Below are 18,364 nucleotides of genomic sequence, written 5' to 3'. Positions count from 1 at the left end.
TCGTTCGAGGGCCGCCTAACGCCCCTCACCGCCGCCACCTCCACCACCAATCGCGCCACCGATGTTGATGACGTTGACCGCCGGGGGTGGCGACTTGTAGGATTTCTGGTACTGCTGCATCGACTCGCGCGCCGCGCGGCCGTCCATGCCCACCACCGGATTCCCGTCCTTGCCGGCATCGGGATTGATGGTCATCTTCTTCTTGGCGTCGCGCACCGCATCGCCAAAGCGCGCGTCGTAGTGGGGTGTGACGTGGGAGCAGCCGGTGCCCACGAGCAGCGTCAGCGCGAGGATGGTCGACTTGAACATGGTGATGCTCCTTACAGGGGATTGCTGGCCGGTGCGACCGGGGCCGGGGTGCTGCTTTCGAGGGCACCGTTCAGGTAGACCTCGGCGCGGCTCGGAACGACGTGGTTGTCGGTCGGAACGCGAGGCGATTCGCCCAGCGGCCGAACAAGGCGCGGCGTGATCACGAACATCAGCTCGGTCTGGTCGTTCTGGAACTCGGTGCTGCGGAACAGCGCGCCCATCACCGGGACCTCGCCGAGGCCGGGGTAGCGCTTGATGGTCTCCGTGACGTTGCTCTTGATGAGCCCCGCAATGACGAAGCTCTGCCCGTCGTTGAGCTGCACGGTGGTGTCGGCACGGCGTACCGTCAGCGAAGGCAGCACGGCCGTCACGCCGCCCACGGTGGTGAAGGGAGATCCCGTCTGCGACAGGTCCGACACCTCCGAGATCATCTTGAGATTGATCCGTCCGCCGTTGAGCACGGTGGGCGTGAACTTCACGCCAATGCCAAACTCTTTTTCTTCCAGTGTGATGGTCGAGCCGGCGCGGCCGTTGGAGTTCTGCGAAACGGGGATGAAGATCTTTCCGCCCGACAGGAAGCTGGCCTGCTGCCCGCTGATGGACATGATGTTGGGCTCTGCTAGGATGCGCACCAGGCCGTCGTCTTTCTGGCCATCGATGGCGATGGATGCGCGGCCGATCCGCAGCGCCTCGACAAGGCCCGACCCGCCGCTCAGGAAATCGGAGATCAGCGAATAGGTGTTGAGCCCGCCGCTGGCCGTGCGAAGCAGGCCGACACGGGCGCCCAGCCGGTCCAGCAGTGTCTTGCTGACTTCGGCGATCTTCACTTCGAGCATGACCTGCTGCGGCGCCGTGACGCGCAGCAGATTCACCACCTTCTTGCCGTCGGCGCCGTAGGCCGAGGCCAGGGTCAGCACGTCGTCGAGCTTGAGCGCGTCGCTCACTTCGCCGGTGAGCACGATGGACTTCTCGGCGCTGCGCACACGAATCCGACTCTCTTCGGGCATCAGCTCGGCCAGTTTGGACTGCAGCGCGCCCGGGTCGATCGTGACGATGACGTCCTTGATGAAGCAGGTGCCCTCGGCGTTCTGCAGCACCACGTTCATCGAGCCAGCCTGGCGGCCGCGAAAGAAAAGATCGGTGGGGCTGAGCAGCATCACATCGACATCGGCCACGCCGTCGCCTGAGCCCTTTGCCGCAGCGGGCGCCTGTGCCGGCTGCGCCGCGGCTGCCGGGGCATTGCTCGGCGGCTGCCCGCTCACCACGATGCGCGCGACGCGTGCCTTGAGCGGAATGACCACCGACTTGCCCAGCACCGCGTAGGTGGGCTGGTCGTCCGGAATGATGGCCGTGCAGCGGCGCATTGCGGGTGCGGCGGCCGGCGCGGGTGCCGATGGCGCCGCGACCGGGGTCAGGGCCGGAGCCGGGGCTGCTGCAGGCTCCGCCGCAAACCCGGGCGCTGCCAGGGTCGTAAGCGCCGCCAGCAGCCAGGCGGATGAAGAAGAAAGATGTTGCACTTGTGGTTCCTCCAGGCGGGTGATCAGAAGCAGGTGAGCGAGCGGGCTGCGTGCTGGATCACTTCCACGCACTCGGATTGCCGCTGCACCACGGGGGCGGTACGCGGCACTCGCGCAGGGGCCGGCCGCGCTGCCACGGTGGTGGAGATCGGCAGGATTTCCTTCTCGCCGAACAACTGGCCCTTGGTGATGCCTGCGGTGGCGACCGTGGTCTTGTCCATCTGGTTGCGCAGCACCAGCGAGAGGGTTCCCACGCTGCGTGCCAGGTCGAGCTTTTCGGAATCTTCGAGCGACAGCTCCAGCGTCACGGCGCTGACCACCTTCGGCTTGGTGTCGTCGCGGTTGGCTTCTTGCGCCACTGCCAGCACCAGCACCTTTTCAAGCACGGTCTTGCTGATCTGGCGGTTCTCTTCGCCGCGGTTCTTGTCCTGCTGCGCGTTGACCATCACGTCGACGTAGTTGCCCGGCAGTGCAAAGCCCGCCACGCCCACCACGTCGTTGACCCGCACGGTCATGGCGCGCTTGCCGCTGGCAATGACGGCGGAGAGGCCGCCCTTGGTGCCGACCGGCGCGAGCTTGCCTTCCAGGATGGCCTCGCCGCGCAGCACGCCGACCTTGACCACGCGGTCCTCGAGCGACTTGGCGTCCTTGAACGAACCGGTCGGCAGCGAGCCGCTCGGCCAGTCGACCAGCGACAGCATCTGCGGGTTGACCCGGCTGCCCAGTTCGATGTCGACGGCGGCCACCACCACCTTGTTGGATGCGATCCCGCCTTGTCGGGAAACCCAGCCCGCTGCGTAGACCGCGGCCGCCAGGCCGGTCAGGAGGGCCAGCAGAAGCAGCCCGAGCGCCTTGATGTTTTTCATGCGAATCTCCGCCGTGGATGGATGAATGAAGGATGGGACGGGCTAGACGAAGCCCAACTGATGCGCCAGGACCTGTGCGATCGTCCCCACGCAAATGCAGATGCCGTAAGGCAGCTTTCCGATGGATTGCCGCGTGTCGATCGTTCCGTTCGGCCGTATGCCCGCAATGCCCGAGACGACGATGCCCTGCGCGGCACCCTTGACGTTGGCCAGCATGTGGCCCAGGCGGCGCCGGTGAATGGCCACCGCCACGGCCGCAAAGCCCCCGGCAATGCAGGTGAACAGGATGGCCTGCAGCGTCTGGTAGGGGCCGAGAAAGGCGCCGACCATCGCCATCAGCTTGACGTCGCCCGCGCCCATGATCCCCAGCACATAGAACGGCAGCATGATCGCGAGGCCGGTACCCAGGCCGCCCAGGGCAGTCATCGCGCCTGTCATCGGCGTGCGCGCCGCGAAGGTGCCGTAGACGATCGCGAACACCATGCCGCCGAAGGTCAGCCAGTTGGGAATGCGGTAGAAGCGCACGTCGCTCACCGCGGCCATCACCAGCAGCACGAAGAGCCCGCCCATGCGGAAGTCCGAGGCCAGCATGGTCAGCAGATCGAGGACGGCGTTGAATTCCTGCATGGCGCGGACCTCAGGCGCTGCGCCGCACGGCAAGCAGCAGGAGCAGGCACACAACCACCACCAGCGAACCGATGAGCGCGGCTTCCATGAACGACATGCCCGCGTCCTCGCGCAGCAGGGTCATGAAGCCTCTTGGCAGCAGGTTGAGCGTTTCCATGCGTGTTCCCCAGTGATGTTTGTCGGCCGGCACCGCTTCTTTCCCCTTGCCGGGCCGAAGCGTTTTGCCGTGGGGTCACTGTAGAAATCGCGCCGCATGCGCACATGAGCAGTGCGCCCCTTTTCCAGGGAGACAAGCGCCCCGCCCTCTTGGCCCGCAACCATGACAAAGCGCCTGCCCGGAAGCGGCGCGCGGAGGGGCGAAAAAAAAGGCCCTGGCGTTGCCGCCAGGGCCCTTGCTGCTGCTGTTGCTTCAGCTCAGGTGTCGAGCGTCAGGTGCTGGCCATGCAGCGCCGCGGCCGCGGGCGACGCAAGAAAGCCGATGGTCTGCGCCGCGACGGCGGTCGACACCCATCCGGCGGGATTGGCGTCCGGCATGGCCTGCCGATTGGCCGGCGTGTCGAGCACGCTGGGCGCCACGCTGTTGATGGCCACGCCATGCGGGGCGGCCTCGGCGGCCATGGCCTCGACCAGGCGCTGCAGCGCGCTCTTCGACGCGATGTACGCCGCCATGGCCGGCAGGCCGCGCGCCGCCACCTTGGCCGTCACCGCCACGATGCGGCCGGCGCCGTGCTCGATCATCGAGGGCAGCACCGCCTGCGTCACCGCCACGAAGGACCAGGCGTTGAGGTTCATCATCCGGTCCCAGCTCGCCCGCGTGAGCGCGTGCGTGGCCTCGCCCATCTCGAAGCCGCCGGCAATGTGGACCAGCGCGTCGATGCGGCCGAAGGCCTTGAGCGCCTGGCTCGCGAGTTCCGACATGTCGGCCGCCGAGGTCACGTCGCCCGCGAGCAGCAGGTGCTGCGAATTGTCCAGGCCCGGAAAGACCTCGGCCAAGCGGTCCGCACGATGGTCGACCAGCGCCAGGCGCGCGCCCTGCTCGAGGAAATGCTGGACCACCGCACGGCCCAGCGCGCCCGCGGCCCCGGTGATCACAACATGGGACATGGTGGTGGTATCTGTCATGGAAGATCTCCTGATGGAGGGACCGCGGCCCCGTCGATGATGGCGAATCCTAACGCCGCCGCACACAAAATCGTTGAGCCCCTGAATTTTTACGCTATACTTGTGGTCTTGCCAAAAAACGCAAAACGTTTTGTGCAAGGGCTCTTAGCTCAGTTGGTAGAGCAGCGGACTCTTAATCCGTAGGTCGAGTGTTCGAGTCACTCAGGGCCCACCAACCAACATCGCGGAAACGCTGAAAAGCCCGCTACCTCACCGGTAGCGGGCTTTTTTCATTGGCCTCCCTGGAACACTACAGCGCGCCGTCCAGCCAGCCCTCGACAAACCGCGCCAGCACTTCCCGCCTTTCCCGCACCTCCGCCAGCAGGTACTGGCGCGCATGTTCCTGAGCCAGTTCGTTCGACAAAAACCAGGCCTCGCGCGCTGGGTCTCCGTGCGGGGGCGGCGCGCCCCATGATGCGGCGCCGTTGCCGAGAAAGGCTTCCGTCACGGGCAGGCGCCCATCGGTGCGGCCCAGTTCCGACAGCGGATTGCGCGGGCCGCCGAGTTCGATGCGGACGTGCACGATGTCTTCTTCCACCGCGATGGACGCCCCCAGGCCGCCTTGCTGCTGCACCTGCCAGAGCTGGGCGGCGCTGGCATGGCGCACCCAGCTTTCCAATGCCCGCTCAAGGCTTTCGATGATGGCTTGCTTGTTGTCCATGCGGCACTCACTCCTTCATGTTCATATCGATGCCTTGCAGCACTACCACTCGCCGACCTCGCGCACGCGCTGGTCGAGGTCGGGATATTCAAGGCTGCGGTCCGTTGGCGCAAGCGAAGGCGCCGCTGCGCCCTGCCCGGCCGCCGCACCGATGCCCAGGCGCTGCGCGAGCGCCCACGCCATGCGGCGGCGCGGCTGCGCCGGACGGACCGCGATCATCCGGATGGGGGTGTTGCTGCGCTTGCGCATGGTGGCTCCTTGGGTTGATGACGCGGGGTTTCTCCATTTCGGTTGTGTCCTCGCGCGACGGACAGCACCCTGGGGTGCTGCCCCGTACGACGTCGCTGCACAGGAACGGTCCACTTTCCTGCACATCCCGCCAGGCCGTCCACGCGGCTGGAAACTGGCGGTGTGGCGAAGGCACACCCGAAATGGCAAAACCAAAAAAACAAAAAAGGCCCGGAACCTTGCGGTGTCCGGGCCTCTGGTGAAGAGAGCTTGGGAAGTGCGCTTTAAGCGCAACCTCCACCCGGGGGCATCTGACCTTTGAACGCTGCAACGCGCACGAGCGATCGGCCCGAAGCGGGTCGAATGCTGGTGAGGTTCAGTGCGGTGGGGGTCACGATGGTTCCTGGTTGAAGTTTTCTTCTTTGTGCGGCCGAAACCGCGAATGAGCCGAACTGTAAATAGTGTTTACGGGAGCGTCAACAACCGGGACAATCTTTCTCTGTCTCGTTGTTGTTGTTTTCAAACAGTGCCCAATATCACCGTCGCGCGTCGCCGCAATGTTCTTGCGCTGCACCGCCGCTTTCTCGAAGGGGCCATTGCAGCCGGCCTGCCCGCCAAGGGACTGGACCAGGCCTTTGCCGGGAAGATCGAAATCTCGCCCAGCATGTGGAGCCAGATCAAGAGCTCCCGCCCGATCGGTGACAACCTGGCGCGGCAGATCGAGCAGCACTGCGAGGTGGAGGCGGGCTGGCTCGACAAGGAAGACCGTCCCTCCGAAGTGCCCGATGCGGCGGAAGAGCGCTTCATCGCGGCCGCGCGCGAGGCCTGGCGGCAGGCCAACGCCAAGGGAAAAAGGGAACTCAGCGGCTGGCTCAAGCAGCGTGCGGCGCGCCCGCCCGGCGACGAGCCGCCGCCTTGATTCTTTTCAGGCGAGCGAGGGCGCGCCGCGCAGGATGGCGGTGCGCAGGTCTTGCGGAATTTCCACGGCGCGATGGCTCTCGAGCGAGGTGGTCACGAGTACCTGCTTGACCTGCATGCGCAGTTCGCCGCTGGCGGGATCGAAGCAGCGCAGCACGAGCGTCATGGAGCGCGAGCCCAGCCGCTCTACCGCAAGGCCCAGCGTGACGCGGTCGCCCATGCGGCTTACGGCGCGGAAGTCGGCCTCGAGCCGCACCGTGGGCAGGCCGATGCGCCGCTCGGCGATAAGCGCGTGGTAGCCGATGCCGAGCCCTTCGCTCACCCAATCTTCCACCAGGCCGTTGAGCATGATGAAGTACTGCGGATAGAAGACGATGCCCGCCGGGTCGCAATCGGAAAAGCGGATCATCCGTGCGCGCTGGAACTCCGCCTGGGGTGCTTCGGTTTCGCCTGTGCTCGTCGCCATCAGTCCTCCTCGCCCGCAGGCTCGCTGCGCATCACGTGCACGCGCAGCTGGCCGAGCTGGGCATGCATCTGCCTGACGGTCTTCATGTCGAGGCCCGAGAACATCTCGAGGATCCATTGTTCGTGTTCCTTGGCCATGGTCTCGAAGCTCGCGCGGCCCTTGGGCGTGAGGCTCACGATCCACGAGCGGCGGTCGTCGGGGCTGTGGGCGCGCGCCACCAGGCCGTCACGCTCCAGCTCGTCAGTCAGGCCCGTGACGTTGCCGCCGGTCACCATCAGGTAGCGCGACAGCACGCGCATCTTCAGGCCCTCTTCATAGCGGTAGAGCTGGGCCATGTAGTCGAAGCGCGCCAGCGAGATGCCGAAGCGTTCGCGCAGCCGGCGCCGGATCTCGGCTTCGATCTGCGTGGTGCTGGCGAGCATGCGCAGCCACAGCCTGAGCATGGCGTGGTCTTCGCGGCCGGCGCGGGCCTCGTGGCCGAGCTCTTCGGCATCGCTGAGCGCGGCATGCGAGGCGTCGTTGCGCATCACATCACCTCCCCGCCCGAGACCGAGACCGACTGCCCGGTGACGGATGCGGCGCCCTCCCCGCAAAGCCAGCGCACCGCGTCGGCCACCTCGGCGGGCTGCACGATGCGGCGCTGCGGATTGGCGCTGGAGAACTCGGCCAGCGCATCGGCTTCGCTGCGGCCGGTCTTGCCCACCACGTTGGCAACGCTCGCGCGCAGGATGTCGGTGTCGGTGTAGCCGGGGCACACCGCGTTCACCGTGACGCCCTTGCGCGCCACCTCGAGCGCGAGCGAGCGCGTGAGCCCGACCACGCCATGCTTGGCCGCCGCATAGGCCGCGACGTAGGCATAGCCCTTCTGGCCCGCGGTGCTGGCGATGTTGACGATGCGGCCCCAGCCGGCTTCGAGCATGTCGGGCAGCGCGGCCTGCGTGCACAGGAATGTGCCGGTGAGGTTCACCGACAGCATGCGCTGCCAGAGTTCGGCCGAGGTCTTGAGAAAGGGCGCGCTCTCGGCCGCGCCCGCGTTGTTGACGAGGATGGCGAGCGGCCCGCGTTCGGCACGCGCCAGCGCAAAGGCCGACTGCACGGCCTGCGCGTCGGCCACGTCGGCCGCGGCCACGCCGTGGCCCTGGCCCGCGAGCGTCGCGGCCACGCGCTGTAGCGCATCGAGGTCGCGCCCCAACAGCGTGAGCGTTGCGCCCTCCGCAGCCAGGGTGCGGGCGATCTCGGCCCCGATGCCGCGCGCGGCGCCGGTGACGAGGGCATGGCGGCCGGTCAATGAATTTGCGTGCATACCTGAATTGTTTAGTTCTGAACTATTTTAGCGTGTACGGCGCATCGCCTGTTCAGCGCATGAAACGGCCGCCGTTGAGGTCCAGCGTGGCGCCCGTCATGAAGGCGGCCGCGGGCGACGCGAGGTAGACGACGGCGGCCGCCACCTCTTCGGCCTCGCCGAAGCGGCCGAGCGGAATGGCGGCCTTCACCGCCTGCTGCCGCGCCGGGTCCAATGCATCGAGCGCGGGGCTGCGAACCGCTGCCGGGGCCAGTGCGTTCACCGTGACGCCATGCGGCGCGAGTTCCTGCGCGAAGCTGCGCGTCAGTGCCAGCAGCGCCGCCTTGCTGGCCGCATAGTGCACGCCGGTCGCGGCACTGGGCTGCTGGCCCGCCAACGACGCCAGGTTGACGATGCGCCCGGACCCGCGCTCGCGCATGTGCCGCCCGGCAATGCGGCAGCCGAAGAAGCTGCCGCGCAGGTTGACGGCCAGCACGTCGTCCCACTCGTCGGGCGTGATGTCCCAGAGCGAAATAAACGGCGTGCGCGCGGCGTTGTTGACCAGCACGTCGATGGCGCCGAAGCGGGCCACTGCCGCCTCGAAGCAGCGCGCGAACGCCGGCTCGCTGCGCACGTCGAGTTCCATTGCGATGCAATCGGCGCCCGCGGCGCCCGCGGCGCGCAGGCCCGCGGCCGCCGATTCGGCACTGCCTGTGTCGATGTCCGCAAGCACCACGCGCGCACCCGCTTCAGCCAACCCGCGCGCAATGGCGGCACCCAGGCCCTGCCCCGCGCCGGTCACGAACGCGGCCTGGCCGGCAAGCGGTGGCGGCGCGGAACTCATGCCGTCTTTGCCGCGGGACGAACGGCAAGCCGCCCGTCCCAGGTCTGTTCGCCGACGCCGCGCTCGCGCAGCTTGAACTTCTGCACCTTGCCGTTTTCGGTGCGCGGCAGGTCGGCCAGCACGTCGATGTAGCGCGGCACCGCGAAGTACGGCAGGCGGCTCTCGCAGAAGCGCGCCAGTTCGGCCGGGTCGATGCGCTGGCCCTCGCGCGGCACCAGCGCGGCCATCACCTCGTCCTCGGCCAGTTCGGACTGCACCGGGTACACGGCGCACGAAGCCACGCCGGGGTGGCTCAGCAGCACCTGCTCGACTTCGAAGGACGAGATGTTTTCGCCGCGCCTGCGGATCGCATCCTTGATGCGGTCGACAAAGCGAAAGGCGCCATCGGCATCGCGCACCACGCGGTCGCCAGTATGGAACCACAGGTTGCGCCAAGCCTCGACCGTCTGCTCGGGCATGTTGAAGTAGCCGCTCGCAAAGGCGTGGGGCTCTTCCGCGCGCAGCAGCAGTTCGCCGGCCTCGCCTGCCGGCAGTTCCACATCGCCTTCGTCTGCCACACGCGCCTGGAAGCCGGGACGCAGCCAGCCCATGACGCCGCCGCGCGGCGAATCCGGCGCAGTGGCAATCGCGAAGTTGGTCTCGGTCGACCCATAGCCTTCGAGCAGCGCCACGCCAGTGCGCGCCCTGAAGGCCTGCCCGGCGGCCGAGGGCACGCCCGGCCCGAGCCCGATGCGCACGCGGTGGTCGCGCTCGCCATCGCCCTCGGGCTGGGCAAGCAGGATCGGCACCATCGCACCCAGCAGGTAGACCACCGTCGCACCGTTGGCGCGCATCGACGGCCAGAAGCCCGATGCCGAGAAGCGCGATTCGAACACCACCTCGGCCCCGGTCAGCGCGGCCTGCGCGAAGGTGTTGAGCGCGTTGATGTGAAAGAGCGGCAGCGTGGTGCACAGCACGTCGTCGCGGCCAACGCCGAGCACTTCGGCGCTGTTCACGCCCCACCAGAAATACTGCGCATGCGGACAGACCACGCCCTTGGCCGGGCCGGTGGTACCGGAGGTGTACAGGATGGCGAGCGGATCGCCGGGCTGCACCGCGGCGGGTGCGATGGCCTGCGCGCCTTCCGGGTAGCTGGAGGCGCGGACGCCTGCGGGCGGCGTCCATGATGCGGGCGCCTGGCCGACGATCCAGAGCTCGCGCAGGGAGGTGCGCCCCAGGTCGGCCGCCTTCAGCCGTTCGAGAAAGCCCGCCTCGATCACCAGCAGCTTCGCCTCGCTGTTGGCAAGGAAGTATTCGATCTGCGGCCCCATCGACGCGGTGTTGACCGGCACCACCGATGCGCCGAGCCAGCCCGCACCGAGAAAGGTTTCGAGAAACTCGATGCGGTTGCCGCACATCACCGCGATGCGGTCGCCGCGCGCCACGCCGGCCTCTGCCAGCGCGCCGGCACGCACCGCAGCCGCCTGAGCGGCGTCGCCATGCGTCCACTGACCGCCCGCGATACGCAGCAACGGGCGCCCGGCGAAGCGTTCCGACTGCCGCTGCAGCATCGCGGGCAGCGTGCGCTGGCCCGGCGGCAGCGCGCGCGCTTCACTCGTCATCGTGCGTGCCTCCACCGAGGTAGGTGGCCTGCACCCGCGGATCGCTCGCGAGTTCGCCCGATGCACCCGACAGCGCGATCTCGCCGGTTTCCAGCACGTAGCCGTGGTCCGAGGTCTCGAGCGCGGCGCGCGCGTTCTGCTCCACCAGCAGGATCGAGACACCGTCCTCGCGCAGTTTGCGCACGATGGAAAGAATATCGCGCACGATCAGCGGCGCAAGCCCGAGGCTGGGCTCGTCGAGCATCAGCAGGCGCGGCGCGGACATCAGGGCGCGGCCCACCGCGAGCATTTGCCGCTCGCCGCCCGAGAGCGTGTCGGCGCGCTGCGAGCGGCGCTCGGCCAGGCGCGGAAAGCGGTCGTACACCGATTGCAGCTGGCGCTTCATCGCATCGCTGCGCAGCCGCTTGGCATAGGCGCCGAGCTGCAGGTTGTCGAGCACGGTGAGTTCGCCGAACAGCTCGCGCTTCTCGGGCACCAGGCACAGGCCGCGCTCCACGCGCGCCTCCACGTCGAGGCCCTGCAGATCCTCGCCTTCGAAGCGCAGCGTGCCCTTGCAGGGCAGCAGCCCCATGGCGGCCGCGAGCAGCGTGGTCTTGCCCGCGCCGTTCGGCCCGATCACCGAGATGATCTGGCCCGGCTGCAGGTCGAGCGACACGCCGCGCACCGCCTCCACCTGCCCGTAGGACACATGCAAGTCGCCAATCTCCAGCATCGCGGTCATACAACGCTCCCCAGGTAAGCCGCCTGCACGCGCTCGTCGGCGCGCACCGCCGACGGCACGCCCTCCACGAGCTTGGAGCCGAAGTTCATCACCACCAAACGGTCCACCAGTTTCATCACGAAGTCCATGTCGTGCTCGACGATGAGGATGGTCACGCCCTCCTCGCGCAGCTTGCGCAGCAGGTCGCCGAGCGCCATCTTTTCCTTGCGGCGCAGGCCCGCCGCGGGCTCGTCGAGCACCAGCAGCACCGGGTCGGCAGCCAACGCACGTGCGATTTCCAGGATGCGCTGCGTGCCCAGCGGCAAGCTGCCCGCGAGCTCGTGGGCGCGGTCGCCCAGGCCGATGCGGTCGAGCTGGCGCTGCGCTTCCTGCAGGATCTGCATCTCTTCCTTGCGGTCCAGGCGCAGGCCCGCCTTCAGGATGCCCGAGCGCGTGCGCGAATGCGCGCCCAGCGCCACGTTGTCGAGCAGGCTCATGTGCGGCCTGAGCTTCACGTGCTGGAAGGTGCGCGCAAGGCCCAGCCGCGCCACCTGCCGCTGCGGCATGCCGGCGATGTCATGGTCGAGAAAGCGCACCTGGCCCGCGCTCATCGGCAGCGTGCAGGTCAGCAGGTTGAACATGGTCGACTTGCCCGCGCCGTTGGGCCCGATCAGGCCGACGATCTCGCCCGCGTTCACCTCGAAGCTCACGTCGTTGACCGCCACCAGCCCGCCGAAGCGCTTGACCGCGCCGCTCACCGACAGCACCTGCGTACCGCGCGCGGGCAGCTGCCTGTGCGGCAGCGGATCGACCGCGGGCGCTTCGTGGCGCGAGGCAGCTTGGGTGCCGGCGCGGCGGCGCGTCCAGCGCCGCAGCAGGCCCATGAGGCCGCCCCGCGCGAAGTGCAGCAGCAAGATGAAGAGCGTCGCGAAGGCCACGGCTTCCAGCTGGCCGGCACGCTGCGTGAGCATCGGCAGCACGTCCTGCAGGCCGTTCTTGAGCACCAGCACCAAGGCGGCGCCCACCAGCGCGCCGGCCAGCTGCCCGAGCCCGCCGGCCACCGCCATCAGCAGGTATTCGATGCTGGCGCGCACGTCGAAGGGCGAAGGGCTCACGAAGCGGTTCATGTGCGCATAAAGCCAGCCCGCCAGCCCCGCGAAGAGCGCGGCCGTGACGAACAGCGTGAGCCGCACGCGGTAGGCGTCGGCCCCCACGCTCGCGAGCAGCGTGGCACCGCCGCGCAGCCCGCGGATCGCGCGCCCCGGCCGCGACTGCAGCAGGTTATGGCTGAACAGGCAGGCCAACCCGACCACCACCCAGATCAGGTAGTACATCGAACGCGGATCGGCCAGCGACCAGCCCGCGATCTGCAGCGCCGGAATGTTCGACAGGCCCGTGTGGCGCCCGAGCGCGTCGACGTTGCCGAACAGCATCGCGATCGACAGACCCCAGGCGATGGTGCTGAGCGGCAGGAAGTGCCCGCCCAGCCGCAGCGTCAGCATGCCGATGGCCAGCGCCGACAGGCCCGTGAGCAGCAGCGCGAACAAGAGGCCGATCCATGGCGACATGCCCTGCGTGGTGGTGAGCCAGGCCGTGGCGTAGGCCGCAATGCCCACGAAGGCCGCCTGCCCGAACGAGGTCGCACCGCCGACGCCGGTGAGCAGCACCAGCCCGAGCGCCACCAGCGCGCCGATGCCGATGTCGTTGAGCAGCGAGACCGTGAAGCTGCCCGCCACCGCCGGCACCAGGGCCAGCACGGCGACCACCGCCGCGATCCATGCCATGCGTTTGGAGTTCGCGTTCATTGGTCCACCTCGTCTTCTTCTTCTTCGGCATGGGCCGCCATGAACGACCTGAGCATCAGCACCGGGATCAGCAGGCTGAACACGATCACGTCCTTCAGCGCTCCGCTCCAGAACGAGGCAAAGCTTTCCACCACGCCCACGGCGAGCGCGCCCACGGCCGTCATCGGGTAGCTCACGAGCCCGCCGATGATCGCGGCCACGAAGGCCTTAAGGCCGATGATGAAGCCCGAGTCGTAGTACATGGTGGTCACCGGCGCGATCAGCACGCCGATGAGCCCGGCCAGCAGCGAGGCGCAGCCATAGGCCAGCAGCGCCGTGCGCACCGGCCGGATGCCGACCAGCCGCGCACCCACGCGGTTGACGGCCGTGGCGCGCAGCGCCTTGCCCGCCACCGTGCGCTCGAACACCAGGAAGAACAGCCCGCTCAGCACGATGGCCGCCCCCACCATCAGCACCACCTGGCCGCTGACCGTGAAGCCGTCGCCCAGCGTGAACACGGCGCTGGTGAGCGGCGTGGTGCGCGAGCCTTCAGGGCCGAAGAACAGCAGGCCCAGGCCCGACAGCAGAAAGTGCAGCGCCAGCGAGACGATCAGCAGCACCAGCACCGAGGCGTCCGCGATCGGCTGGAACACCACCCGCGCGAGCAGCGGCGCAATGGGCACCACCAGCAGCACGGCCACCGCGATGTGCACCGCCACCGGCACGCCGGGCCGTGCCGCCAGCCAGGCCAGCAGGCACGGAATCGCAGGCAGCACGCCCCACATCAGCACCGCCTTGGGAATGCGCGCGGCCTCGCCGCGACGCAGCAGGCTGCCGATTTCCGTCGCCAGCGCGAGTGCCGCAAGCACGGCGACCATGCCGATGGTCGGCGGCACGCGGCCGGTCTCGAAGGCCGCAAGCGACAGCGCCGCGAAGGCCGCGATGTCGCCGAACGGCACGAACACCACCCGCGTGACGGAAAAGATCAGCACCAGCCCGAGCCCGGCCAGCAGATAGACGGCACCGTTGGCCAGGCCATCGGTGACGAGAATCAGCGCCACGTCCCATGTCATGGAAAAGCCCCTCGCAATATCGTTGTTGTTGGAATGAAATGGTTCAAGGTGCGAGCTTCCATTGGCCGTTGTCGAGCTTGACGATCACGCGGGCGCGTTCGTCCACGCCGTAGAGGCTGCCCGGCTTGAAGCTGTAGACGCCGTGCGTGCCCACCACTTCCTTGGTGCTGAAGATGGCATCGCGCAGCGCGACGCGGAATTCGGCCGTGCCCGGCTCCGCCTTCTTCATGGCGCGCGAAGCGGCATCGGCAAACACCAGCCAGCCGTCGAACGAATAGGCCGAGAACGCATCGCTGGTGGGCGCGTTGTTGACCTTCTGGAACACGGCGCGGAAATCGGTCGCGATCTTCTTGGTCGGGTGGCTGTCGGGCAGCTGCTCGGCCACGATCACCGGGCCGGTGGGCATCAGCGCGTTCTGCCCCGAGGCGCCGACCACGCGCACGAAGTCGGGGTTGATCAGCCCGTGCTGTCCGTACACGCCACCCTTGTAGCCGCGATCCTGCAGCGCGAGGAAAGGCAGCGCGCCCGGCGTGCCGGCGCCACCGGTCATCACCGCATCGGGCCTGAGCGCCACGATCTTCAGCACCTGCCCCGTCACCGAGGCATCGGCGCGCGCATAGCGCTCGTTGCTCACCACCTTGATGCCGGCCTCGGGCGCGGCCTTCATCAGCGCGTTGTAGACCAGGTCGCCCCAGGCATCGGTGAAGCCGATGTAGCCCACGGTCTTGACGTTGTTGTGCTTCATGCGCTCGACCACCGCGTCGATCATCAGCTGCGTGGGTTGCGCCACCGTCATGACCCACGGGTTCTCGTTCGCGTCGAGCAGGATGGGCGTGAGGCCGATCATCGGCACCTTGGCTTCCTTGCCGACCTGCGCCATGGCAATGGCGGCCGGCACGCCCGATGTGCCCATGAGCACATCGACCTTGTCCTCCTCGATCAGCTTGCGCGCATTGCGCCCGGCCGTGGTCGGGTCGGAGCCGTCGTCCAGCACGATGAGCTGCACCTTGCGGCCGTTGATCTCGGGCTTGTAGGCCAGCGCGGCCTGCATGCCCTTGGCATAGGGCACGCCCAGCGAGGAGTTCGGCCCCGACAGCGACACGCTCAGGCCGACCTTGAGGTCGGCCGCCAGCACGCTCGCAACACCACAGGCGGTCAGCGCCGCGGCGATGGCACCGCGCGTCAAGGTCAGCATCAGGCTCTTCATGTCGTAGCTCCGGTGAGGATGGATGGAATGAACGGGAAACTCAGATGAACAACTGGATTGCGGGCAATGCACGCGCGGCGTTGAGCAGATCGATGCGCTTCTCGCGGATGGCCCAACCCGTGGGCGCGCGCACGAGGTGATGGCGGGCGGTGCCGGTCAGCAGGATCTGCGATTCGCCGCGCGCCTCGGTGTAGAGGAAAGGCGTGCGCAGGCGCACCGCGTCGCTCGTCTCTTCCTCGATGCGCGAAGGCTGCAGCACATGCTGGCTGTGGCTCGCGGGATGCTGCGAATGGGCACGCGGGTTCTTCAGGCGATCCACACGCAGCTGCAGCAGCAGCCGGTCTTCGTAGGCCAGCGAGTTGTGCGAGAACGGGTCGGCCTGCGCGGCGCCGAGCAGCGGTATCCAGTAGTGGCCGTCCTCGGTGAAGAGCGCCAGCCAGTCGTCGAAGCGCCGCTCGTCGAGCAAGGCGGCCTCGTGGGCGACGAAATCGCGCGGATCGTCCTTCATGCCGCCGTCTCCATGCCCGCCACCATCGACTTCGCCCAGGCGCGGAACTGGTTGCGCATGAGCAGTTCATTCGTGCCGTTGGTGGTGAGGGTCGATTGCGCGAGTTCGGCCGCGTCGAAATTGCGGTGGAGGCTCACCCATTCGTTGCCCCCCGCGCGCAGGCCCTGCTGGATGCTCTCGAACAGATGCACGTCATCATGCGCAACCACCGACATCGGCGAGAACACGAGCCGGTTGTAGCTCATCGCGCGCTCGAACAGCAGTTCGGGCGCACCCGCCGCGCGGAAGCTCCAGGCTTCGACGAGCGTGCGGTTCGCGGCCAGCGGGCGGATCACGCGGATGGCCTGCGGCGAGCCCTTGACCGACAGGCTCGGATAGAAGACCGAGTTCTGCGGCGAGCGCTGCAGGATCTCGGCCGCGCGCTCTTCGCCGTGCGCGGCGCGCATCGCAGCCTCGTACTCGGGCAGCTGTGCGTAGTTGGAGTGGATGCTGAAGTTCACGCCCAGCACGCTGTGGCCGTTGGCAAACACGCGCCCGCCCATCTTGTCGAAGAATTCGTAGCCGGAGCCGAAGGGCAGGATCTGCTCCATCGCCATCGGCTTGGGATCGGTGGGCGCATGGCCCTCCCACAGCGCCTCGGCCGCCTTGGTGGCCGATTCGTGCGTCGACATCGGATGCACCGTGTCGTTGATGTTCTCGAGGTACATCTTCCAGTTGCAGTGGACGATGTTGCGCAGCACGCCGCCACCCACGCTGAGCCTCCCCTCGGGCGAGCGGTCGACCATGTTGTCGATGGCGCCGAGCACCTCGCCGAAGTAGTCCTCGAACGAGGGGCCGCTGTCCGCGAGCCGCACGAAGACGAAGTCGCGGTAGACCTTCACGTGCTTCACCACCGAGAGCCCCCGGCCCGACTCGCAGGCCTTGAGCTGGGTGCCTTCGTAGCCGTTCTTCAGCGGCAGGCCGAGCGGTGCACCGTCGAGCTTGTAGGTCCAGGCGTGGTAGGGGCAGCGGAAGAAGCGGCCGGTGTTGCCGCATTCGTCGGTCACGAGCTGCGTGCCCTTGTGGGCGCAGCGGTTGTACATGACATGCACCCCGCCGTCGGGCTGGCGCACCATCAGGAGCGGCCGGCCCGCAATCTCCTGCGCCACGAAATCGCCCGGCTCCGGCACCTGGCTCGCATGCCCGAGATAGACCCAGGTGTTCGCGAACAGGTGCTCCTGTTCGAGCGCGAAGATCTCCTCGCTCAGGTACAGGTCGCGGTGCACGCGGTCGTCCTGCACGAGCGCGGCGATGCGGTCCGGATGATGGCGGTAGCTGGTCATCGGCGTGGGCTCGGTCGGTCTGTGTCGGTTCAGCGCGCGCTCAGGGCACGAGCTTCCATTGGCCCTTGCTCATCTGCACGATCACCACGCCGCGCTGGTCGGAGCCGTAGCGCTCGTCGGGCTTGAAGGTGTAGATGCCGTGCGTACCCACCAATTCGCGGGTAGCCACGATGGCATCGCGCAGCGCGCTGCGGTACTGCGGCGTGCCCGGCTCGCCCTTGGTGCGCGAGGCTGCATCGGCCAGCAGCAGGTAGGCGTCGTAGGTGTAGGACGAGAAGGCATCGGTCGGCACCGCGCCGTTCACCTTCTGGTAGGCGCTGCGAAAGCCCATCGACACTTTCTTGATCGGGTTGCTGTCGGGCAGCTGGTCGGCCACCAGCACGGGGCCGCTGGGCACCTGCAAGCCCTCGATGGAGGCGCCGCCCACGCGCACGAAGTCGGCGTTGATGAGGCCGTGCGTGCCGTAGATCTTTCCCTTGTAGCCGCGCTCGGCGAGCGCGAGGTACGGCAGCGCGCCGGGCGTGCCCGAGTTGCCGGCAAACACCGCATCGGGCCGCTGCGCGACGATCTTGAGCACCTGCCCAGCCACCGACGAGTCGCTGCGCGCATAGCGCTCGTTCGCCACCACCTTGATGCCGGCCTTGTCGGCGCTCTTCACGAGCGAGTCGTAGGCCAGGTCGCCCAGCGCATCGGAAAAACCGATGAAGGCCACGGTCTTCACGCCGGACTTCTGCATGCGCTCGACCACGCCCGCGACCATGAGCTGGAAGGGCTGCGACACGGTGACGGTCCACGCGCCTTCGGGGCCGGGGATGGTGACGGGCGTGGGCGAGATCAGCGGCGTGTTGAGTTCGCGCGCCACGGAGGCAATGGCCATCGCGCCCGGCACGCCCGAAGTGCCGATCAGCACGTCGACCTTGTCTTCCACCACGAGCTTGCGCGCATTGCGCCCGGCGGTGGTGGGATCGGAGGCGTCGTCGAGCACGATCAGCTGGACCTTGCGGCCGCCGATTTCGGGATGCTCGGCAATGGCGGCGCGAATGCCCTTCTCGTACGGCACGCCCAAGGCCGCGACCGGACCCGAGAGCGAGCTGATGAAACCGATCTTGAGGTCGGCCGCCATGGCTTGTGCGGTCGCGAACGCTGCTGCAGTGAGTGCCAGGATTCGGGTCAGGTTCTGTTTCATTGTTGGTGCTCCAAGGTTGTTTTGCGCTGCTGTTCAGGGCGTGTGCACAGGCCACCGGGCACTCCCCTCCGCGAATGTCCCCCGGGGGCTGCGCCCCCTCCTCC

21 protein-coding genes and 1 tRNA gene are annotated in these 18,364 nt (G+C 67.8%); 2 read left to right on the top strand and 20 right to left on the bottom strand.

Annotated features, from left to right (window positions below):
* Positions 1 to 15 precede the first annotated feature (15 nt).
* From RZE77_RS07530 to RZE77_RS07505, 6 genes are all read right to left on the bottom strand, one after another.
* On the bottom strand, positions 16 to 309 hold the full coding sequence (locus tag RZE77_RS07530; RefSeq protein WP_319441321.1) for a hypothetical protein: 294 nt from the start codon (positions 307 to 309) through the stop codon (positions 16 to 18).
* Positions 310 to 320: 11 nt separating this feature from the next.
* Entirely contained in the window at positions 321 to 1,826 is a 1,506-nt protein-coding gene (locus RZE77_RS07525) for a type II and III secretion system protein family protein (protein ID WP_319441320.1), read from the bottom strand.
* A 23-nt stretch (positions 1,827 to 1,849) separates the two neighbouring features.
* Entirely contained in the window at positions 1,850 to 2,692 is an 843-nt protein-coding gene (gene cpaB / locus RZE77_RS07520) for a Flp pilus assembly protein CpaB (RefSeq protein WP_319441319.1), read from the bottom strand.
* Between the two features lie 42 nt (positions 2,693 to 2,734).
* A complete protein-coding gene (locus tag RZE77_RS07515) occupies positions 2,735 to 3,319 on the bottom strand; it encodes an A24 family peptidase (RefSeq protein WP_319441318.1) in 585 nt (194 codons plus the stop codon).
* 10 nt (positions 3,320 to 3,329) lie between these two features.
* The gene (locus RZE77_RS07510) at positions 3,330 to 3,476 is read right to left on the bottom strand and encodes a hypothetical protein (RefSeq protein WP_319441317.1); all 147 of its coding nucleotides are present in this window, start codon (positions 3,474 to 3,476) and stop codon (positions 3,330 to 3,332) included.
* Between the two features lie 257 nt (positions 3,477 to 3,733).
* Positions 3,734 to 4,441 (bottom strand): SDR family oxidoreductase, encoded by a 708-nt coding sequence (locus tag RZE77_RS07505; RefSeq protein WP_319441316.1) that lies wholly within the window; start codon positions 4,439 to 4,441, stop codon positions 3,734 to 3,736.
* A gap of 138 nt (positions 4,442 to 4,579) precedes the next feature.
* On the opposite strand from RZE77_RS07505, the gene RZE77_RS07500 reads away from it, so the two are divergent.
* Positions 4,580 to 4,655: transfer RNA gene (locus tag RZE77_RS07500), tRNA-Lys, on the top strand.
* Positions 4,656 to 4,730: 75 nt separating this feature from the next.
* Here RZE77_RS07500 and RZE77_RS07495 read toward each other — a convergent pair.
* Together RZE77_RS07495 and RZE77_RS07490 are read right to left on the bottom strand one after the other, a co-directional pair.
* Positions 4,731 to 5,141 (bottom strand): hypothetical protein, encoded by a 411-nt coding sequence (locus RZE77_RS07495; RefSeq protein WP_319441315.1) that lies wholly within the window; start codon positions 5,139 to 5,141, stop codon positions 4,731 to 4,733.
* Between the two features lie 42 nt (positions 5,142 to 5,183).
* Complete coding sequence (locus RZE77_RS07490; protein ID WP_319441314.1) at positions 5,184 to 5,390, bottom strand: short-chain dehydrogenase; 207 nt, start codon at positions 5,388 to 5,390, stop codon at positions 5,184 to 5,186.
* 505 nt (positions 5,391 to 5,895) lie between these two features.
* Here RZE77_RS07490 and RZE77_RS07485 point away from each other — a divergent pair.
* Positions 5,896 to 6,288: a hypothetical protein gene (locus tag RZE77_RS07485; RefSeq protein WP_319441313.1), complete on the top strand. Its 393-nt coding sequence runs from the start codon at positions 5,896 to 5,898 to the stop codon at positions 6,286 to 6,288.
* Between the two features lie 6 nt (positions 6,289 to 6,294).
* Here RZE77_RS07485 and RZE77_RS07480 read toward each other — a convergent pair whose 3' ends face one another.
* From RZE77_RS07480 to RZE77_RS07425, 12 genes are read right to left on the bottom strand one after another with little or no spacing between them, the layout of a single operon-like run.
* Positions 6,295 to 6,753, bottom strand: coding sequence for an acyl-CoA thioesterase (locus RZE77_RS07480; protein WP_319441312.1), 459 nt, complete (start codon positions 6,751 to 6,753; stop codon positions 6,295 to 6,297).
* On the bottom strand, positions 6,753 to 7,280 hold the full coding sequence (locus RZE77_RS07475) for a MarR family winged helix-turn-helix transcriptional regulator (protein ID WP_319441311.1): 528 nt from the start codon (positions 7,278 to 7,280) through the stop codon (positions 6,753 to 6,755). Before RZE77_RS07475 ends, RZE77_RS07480 begins: the two co-directional genes overlap by 1 nt.
* Entirely contained in the window at positions 7,280 to 8,056 is a 777-nt protein-coding gene (locus RZE77_RS07470) for an SDR family NAD(P)-dependent oxidoreductase (RefSeq protein ID WP_319441310.1), read from the bottom strand. The genes RZE77_RS07475 and RZE77_RS07470 overlap by 1 nt, the downstream gene beginning before the upstream one ends.
* Positions 8,057 to 8,108: 52 nt before the next feature.
* The gene (locus RZE77_RS07465) at positions 8,109 to 8,879 is read right to left on the bottom strand and encodes an SDR family NAD(P)-dependent oxidoreductase (protein WP_319441309.1); all 771 of its coding nucleotides are present in this window, start codon (positions 8,877 to 8,879) and stop codon (positions 8,109 to 8,111) included.
* On the bottom strand, positions 8,876 to 10,480 hold the full coding sequence (locus tag RZE77_RS07460; RefSeq protein ID WP_319441308.1) for an ATP-dependent acyl-CoA ligase: 1,605 nt from the start codon (positions 10,478 to 10,480) through the stop codon (positions 8,876 to 8,878). Before RZE77_RS07460 ends, RZE77_RS07465 begins: the two co-directional genes overlap by 4 nt.
* Entirely contained in the window at positions 10,470 to 11,201 is a 732-nt protein-coding gene (locus RZE77_RS07455; protein WP_047785234.1) for an ABC transporter ATP-binding protein, read from the bottom strand. Before RZE77_RS07455 ends, RZE77_RS07460 begins: the two co-directional genes overlap by 11 nt.
* Positions 11,198 to 12,985: a branched-chain amino acid ABC transporter ATP-binding protein/permease gene (locus tag RZE77_RS07450; protein WP_319441307.1), complete on the bottom strand. Its 1,788-nt coding sequence runs from the start codon at positions 12,983 to 12,985 to the stop codon at positions 11,198 to 11,200. Before RZE77_RS07450 ends, RZE77_RS07455 begins: the two co-directional genes overlap by 4 nt.
* Positions 12,982 to 14,037: a branched-chain amino acid ABC transporter permease gene (locus RZE77_RS07445; protein ID WP_124957068.1), complete on the bottom strand. Its 1,056-nt coding sequence runs from the start codon at positions 14,035 to 14,037 to the stop codon at positions 12,982 to 12,984. The genes RZE77_RS07450 and RZE77_RS07445 overlap by 4 nt, the downstream gene beginning before the upstream one ends.
* 43 nt (positions 14,038 to 14,080) lie before the next feature.
* On the bottom strand, positions 14,081 to 15,244 hold the full coding sequence (locus tag RZE77_RS07440; RefSeq protein ID WP_319441306.1) for an ABC transporter substrate-binding protein: 1,164 nt from the start codon (positions 15,242 to 15,244) through the stop codon (positions 14,081 to 14,083).
* A gap of 40 nt (positions 15,245 to 15,284) precedes the next feature.
* Positions 15,285 to 15,752 (bottom strand): aromatic-ring-hydroxylating dioxygenase subunit beta, encoded by a 468-nt coding sequence (locus tag RZE77_RS07435; RefSeq protein ID WP_319441305.1) that lies wholly within the window; start codon positions 15,750 to 15,752, stop codon positions 15,285 to 15,287.
* Positions 15,749 to 17,074 (bottom strand): aromatic ring-hydroxylating dioxygenase subunit alpha, encoded by a 1,326-nt coding sequence (locus tag RZE77_RS07430; RefSeq protein ID WP_319441304.1) that lies wholly within the window; start codon positions 17,072 to 17,074, stop codon positions 15,749 to 15,751. The genes RZE77_RS07435 and RZE77_RS07430 overlap by 4 nt, the downstream gene beginning before the upstream one ends.
* A gap of 40 nt (positions 17,075 to 17,114) precedes the next feature.
* Positions 17,115 to 18,260, bottom strand: coding sequence for an ABC transporter substrate-binding protein (locus tag RZE77_RS07425; RefSeq protein ID WP_319441303.1), 1,146 nt, complete (start codon positions 18,258 to 18,260; stop codon positions 17,115 to 17,117).
* Positions 18,261 to 18,364: the final 104 nt, after the last annotated feature.

Origin of the sequence: Variovorax sp. SPNA7 (genome assembly GCF_033807855.1) — a bacterium.
GTDB lineage: Bacteria > Pseudomonadota > Gammaproteobacteria > Burkholderiales > Burkholderiaceae_C > Variovorax > Variovorax beijingensis.
This window is presented reverse-complemented; position numbering and strand designations above follow the sequence as displayed.

Coding starts and splice junctions, on each gene's coding strand:
- RZE77_RS07460 (WP_319441308.1), bottom strand. CDS start 10,480: ATGACGAGTGAAGCGCGCGCGCTGCCGCCGGGCCAGCGCACGCTGCCC.
- RZE77_RS07430 (WP_319441304.1), bottom strand. CDS start 17,074: ATGACCAGCTACCGCCATCATCCGGACCGCATCGCCGCGCTCGTGCAG.
- RZE77_RS07515 (WP_319441318.1), bottom strand. CDS start 3,319: ATGCAGGAATTCAACGCCGTCCTCGATCTGCTGACCATGCTGGCCTCG.
- RZE77_RS07435 (WP_319441305.1), bottom strand. CDS start 15,752: ATGAAGGACGATCCGCGCGATTTCGTCGCCCACGAGGCCGCCTTGCTC.
- RZE77_RS07455 (WP_047785234.1), bottom strand. CDS start 11,201: ATGACCGCGATGCTGGAGATTGGCGACTTGCATGTGTCCTACGGGCAG.
- RZE77_RS07465 (WP_319441309.1), bottom strand. CDS start 8,879: ATGAGTTCCGCGCCGCCACCGCTTGCCGGCCAGGCCGCGTTCGTGACC.
- RZE77_RS07440 (WP_319441306.1), bottom strand. CDS start 15,244: ATGAAGAGCCTGATGCTGACCTTGACGCGCGGTGCCATCGCCGCGGCG.
- RZE77_RS07490 (WP_319441314.1), bottom strand. CDS start 5,390: ATGCGCAAGCGCAGCAACACCCCCATCCGGATGATCGCGGTCCGTCCG.
- RZE77_RS07475 (WP_319441311.1), bottom strand. CDS start 7,280: ATGCGCAACGACGCCTCGCATGCCGCGCTCAGCGATGCCGAAGAGCTC.
- RZE77_RS07505 (WP_319441316.1), bottom strand. CDS start 4,441: ATGACAGATACCACCACCATGTCCCATGTTGTGATCACCGGGGCCGCG.
- RZE77_RS07425 (WP_319441303.1), bottom strand. CDS start 18,260: ATGAAACAGAACCTGACCCGAATCCTGGCACTCACTGCAGCAGCGTTC.
- cpaB (WP_319441319.1), bottom strand. CDS start 2,692: ATGAAAAACATCAAGGCGCTCGGGCTGCTTCTGCTGGCCCTCCTGACC.
- RZE77_RS07450 (WP_319441307.1), bottom strand. CDS start 12,985: ATGAACGCGAACTCCAAACGCATGGCATGGATCGCGGCGGTGGTCGCC.
- RZE77_RS07470 (WP_319441310.1), bottom strand. CDS start 8,056: ATGCACGCAAATTCATTGACCGGCCGCCATGCCCTCGTCACCGGCGCC.
- RZE77_RS07445 (WP_124957068.1), bottom strand. CDS start 14,037: ATGACATGGGACGTGGCGCTGATTCTCGTCACCGATGGCCTGGCCAAC.
- RZE77_RS07480 (WP_319441312.1), bottom strand. CDS start 6,753: ATGGCGACGAGCACAGGCGAAACCGAAGCACCCCAGGCGGAGTTCCAG.
- RZE77_RS07495 (WP_319441315.1), bottom strand. CDS start 5,141: ATGGACAACAAGCAAGCCATCATCGAAAGCCTTGAGCGGGCATTGGAA.
- RZE77_RS07530 (WP_319441321.1), bottom strand. CDS start 309: ATGTTCAAGTCGACCATCCTCGCGCTGACGCTGCTCGTGGGCACCGGC.
- RZE77_RS07510 (WP_319441317.1), bottom strand. CDS start 3,476: ATGGAAACGCTCAACCTGCTGCCAAGAGGCTTCATGACCCTGCTGCGC.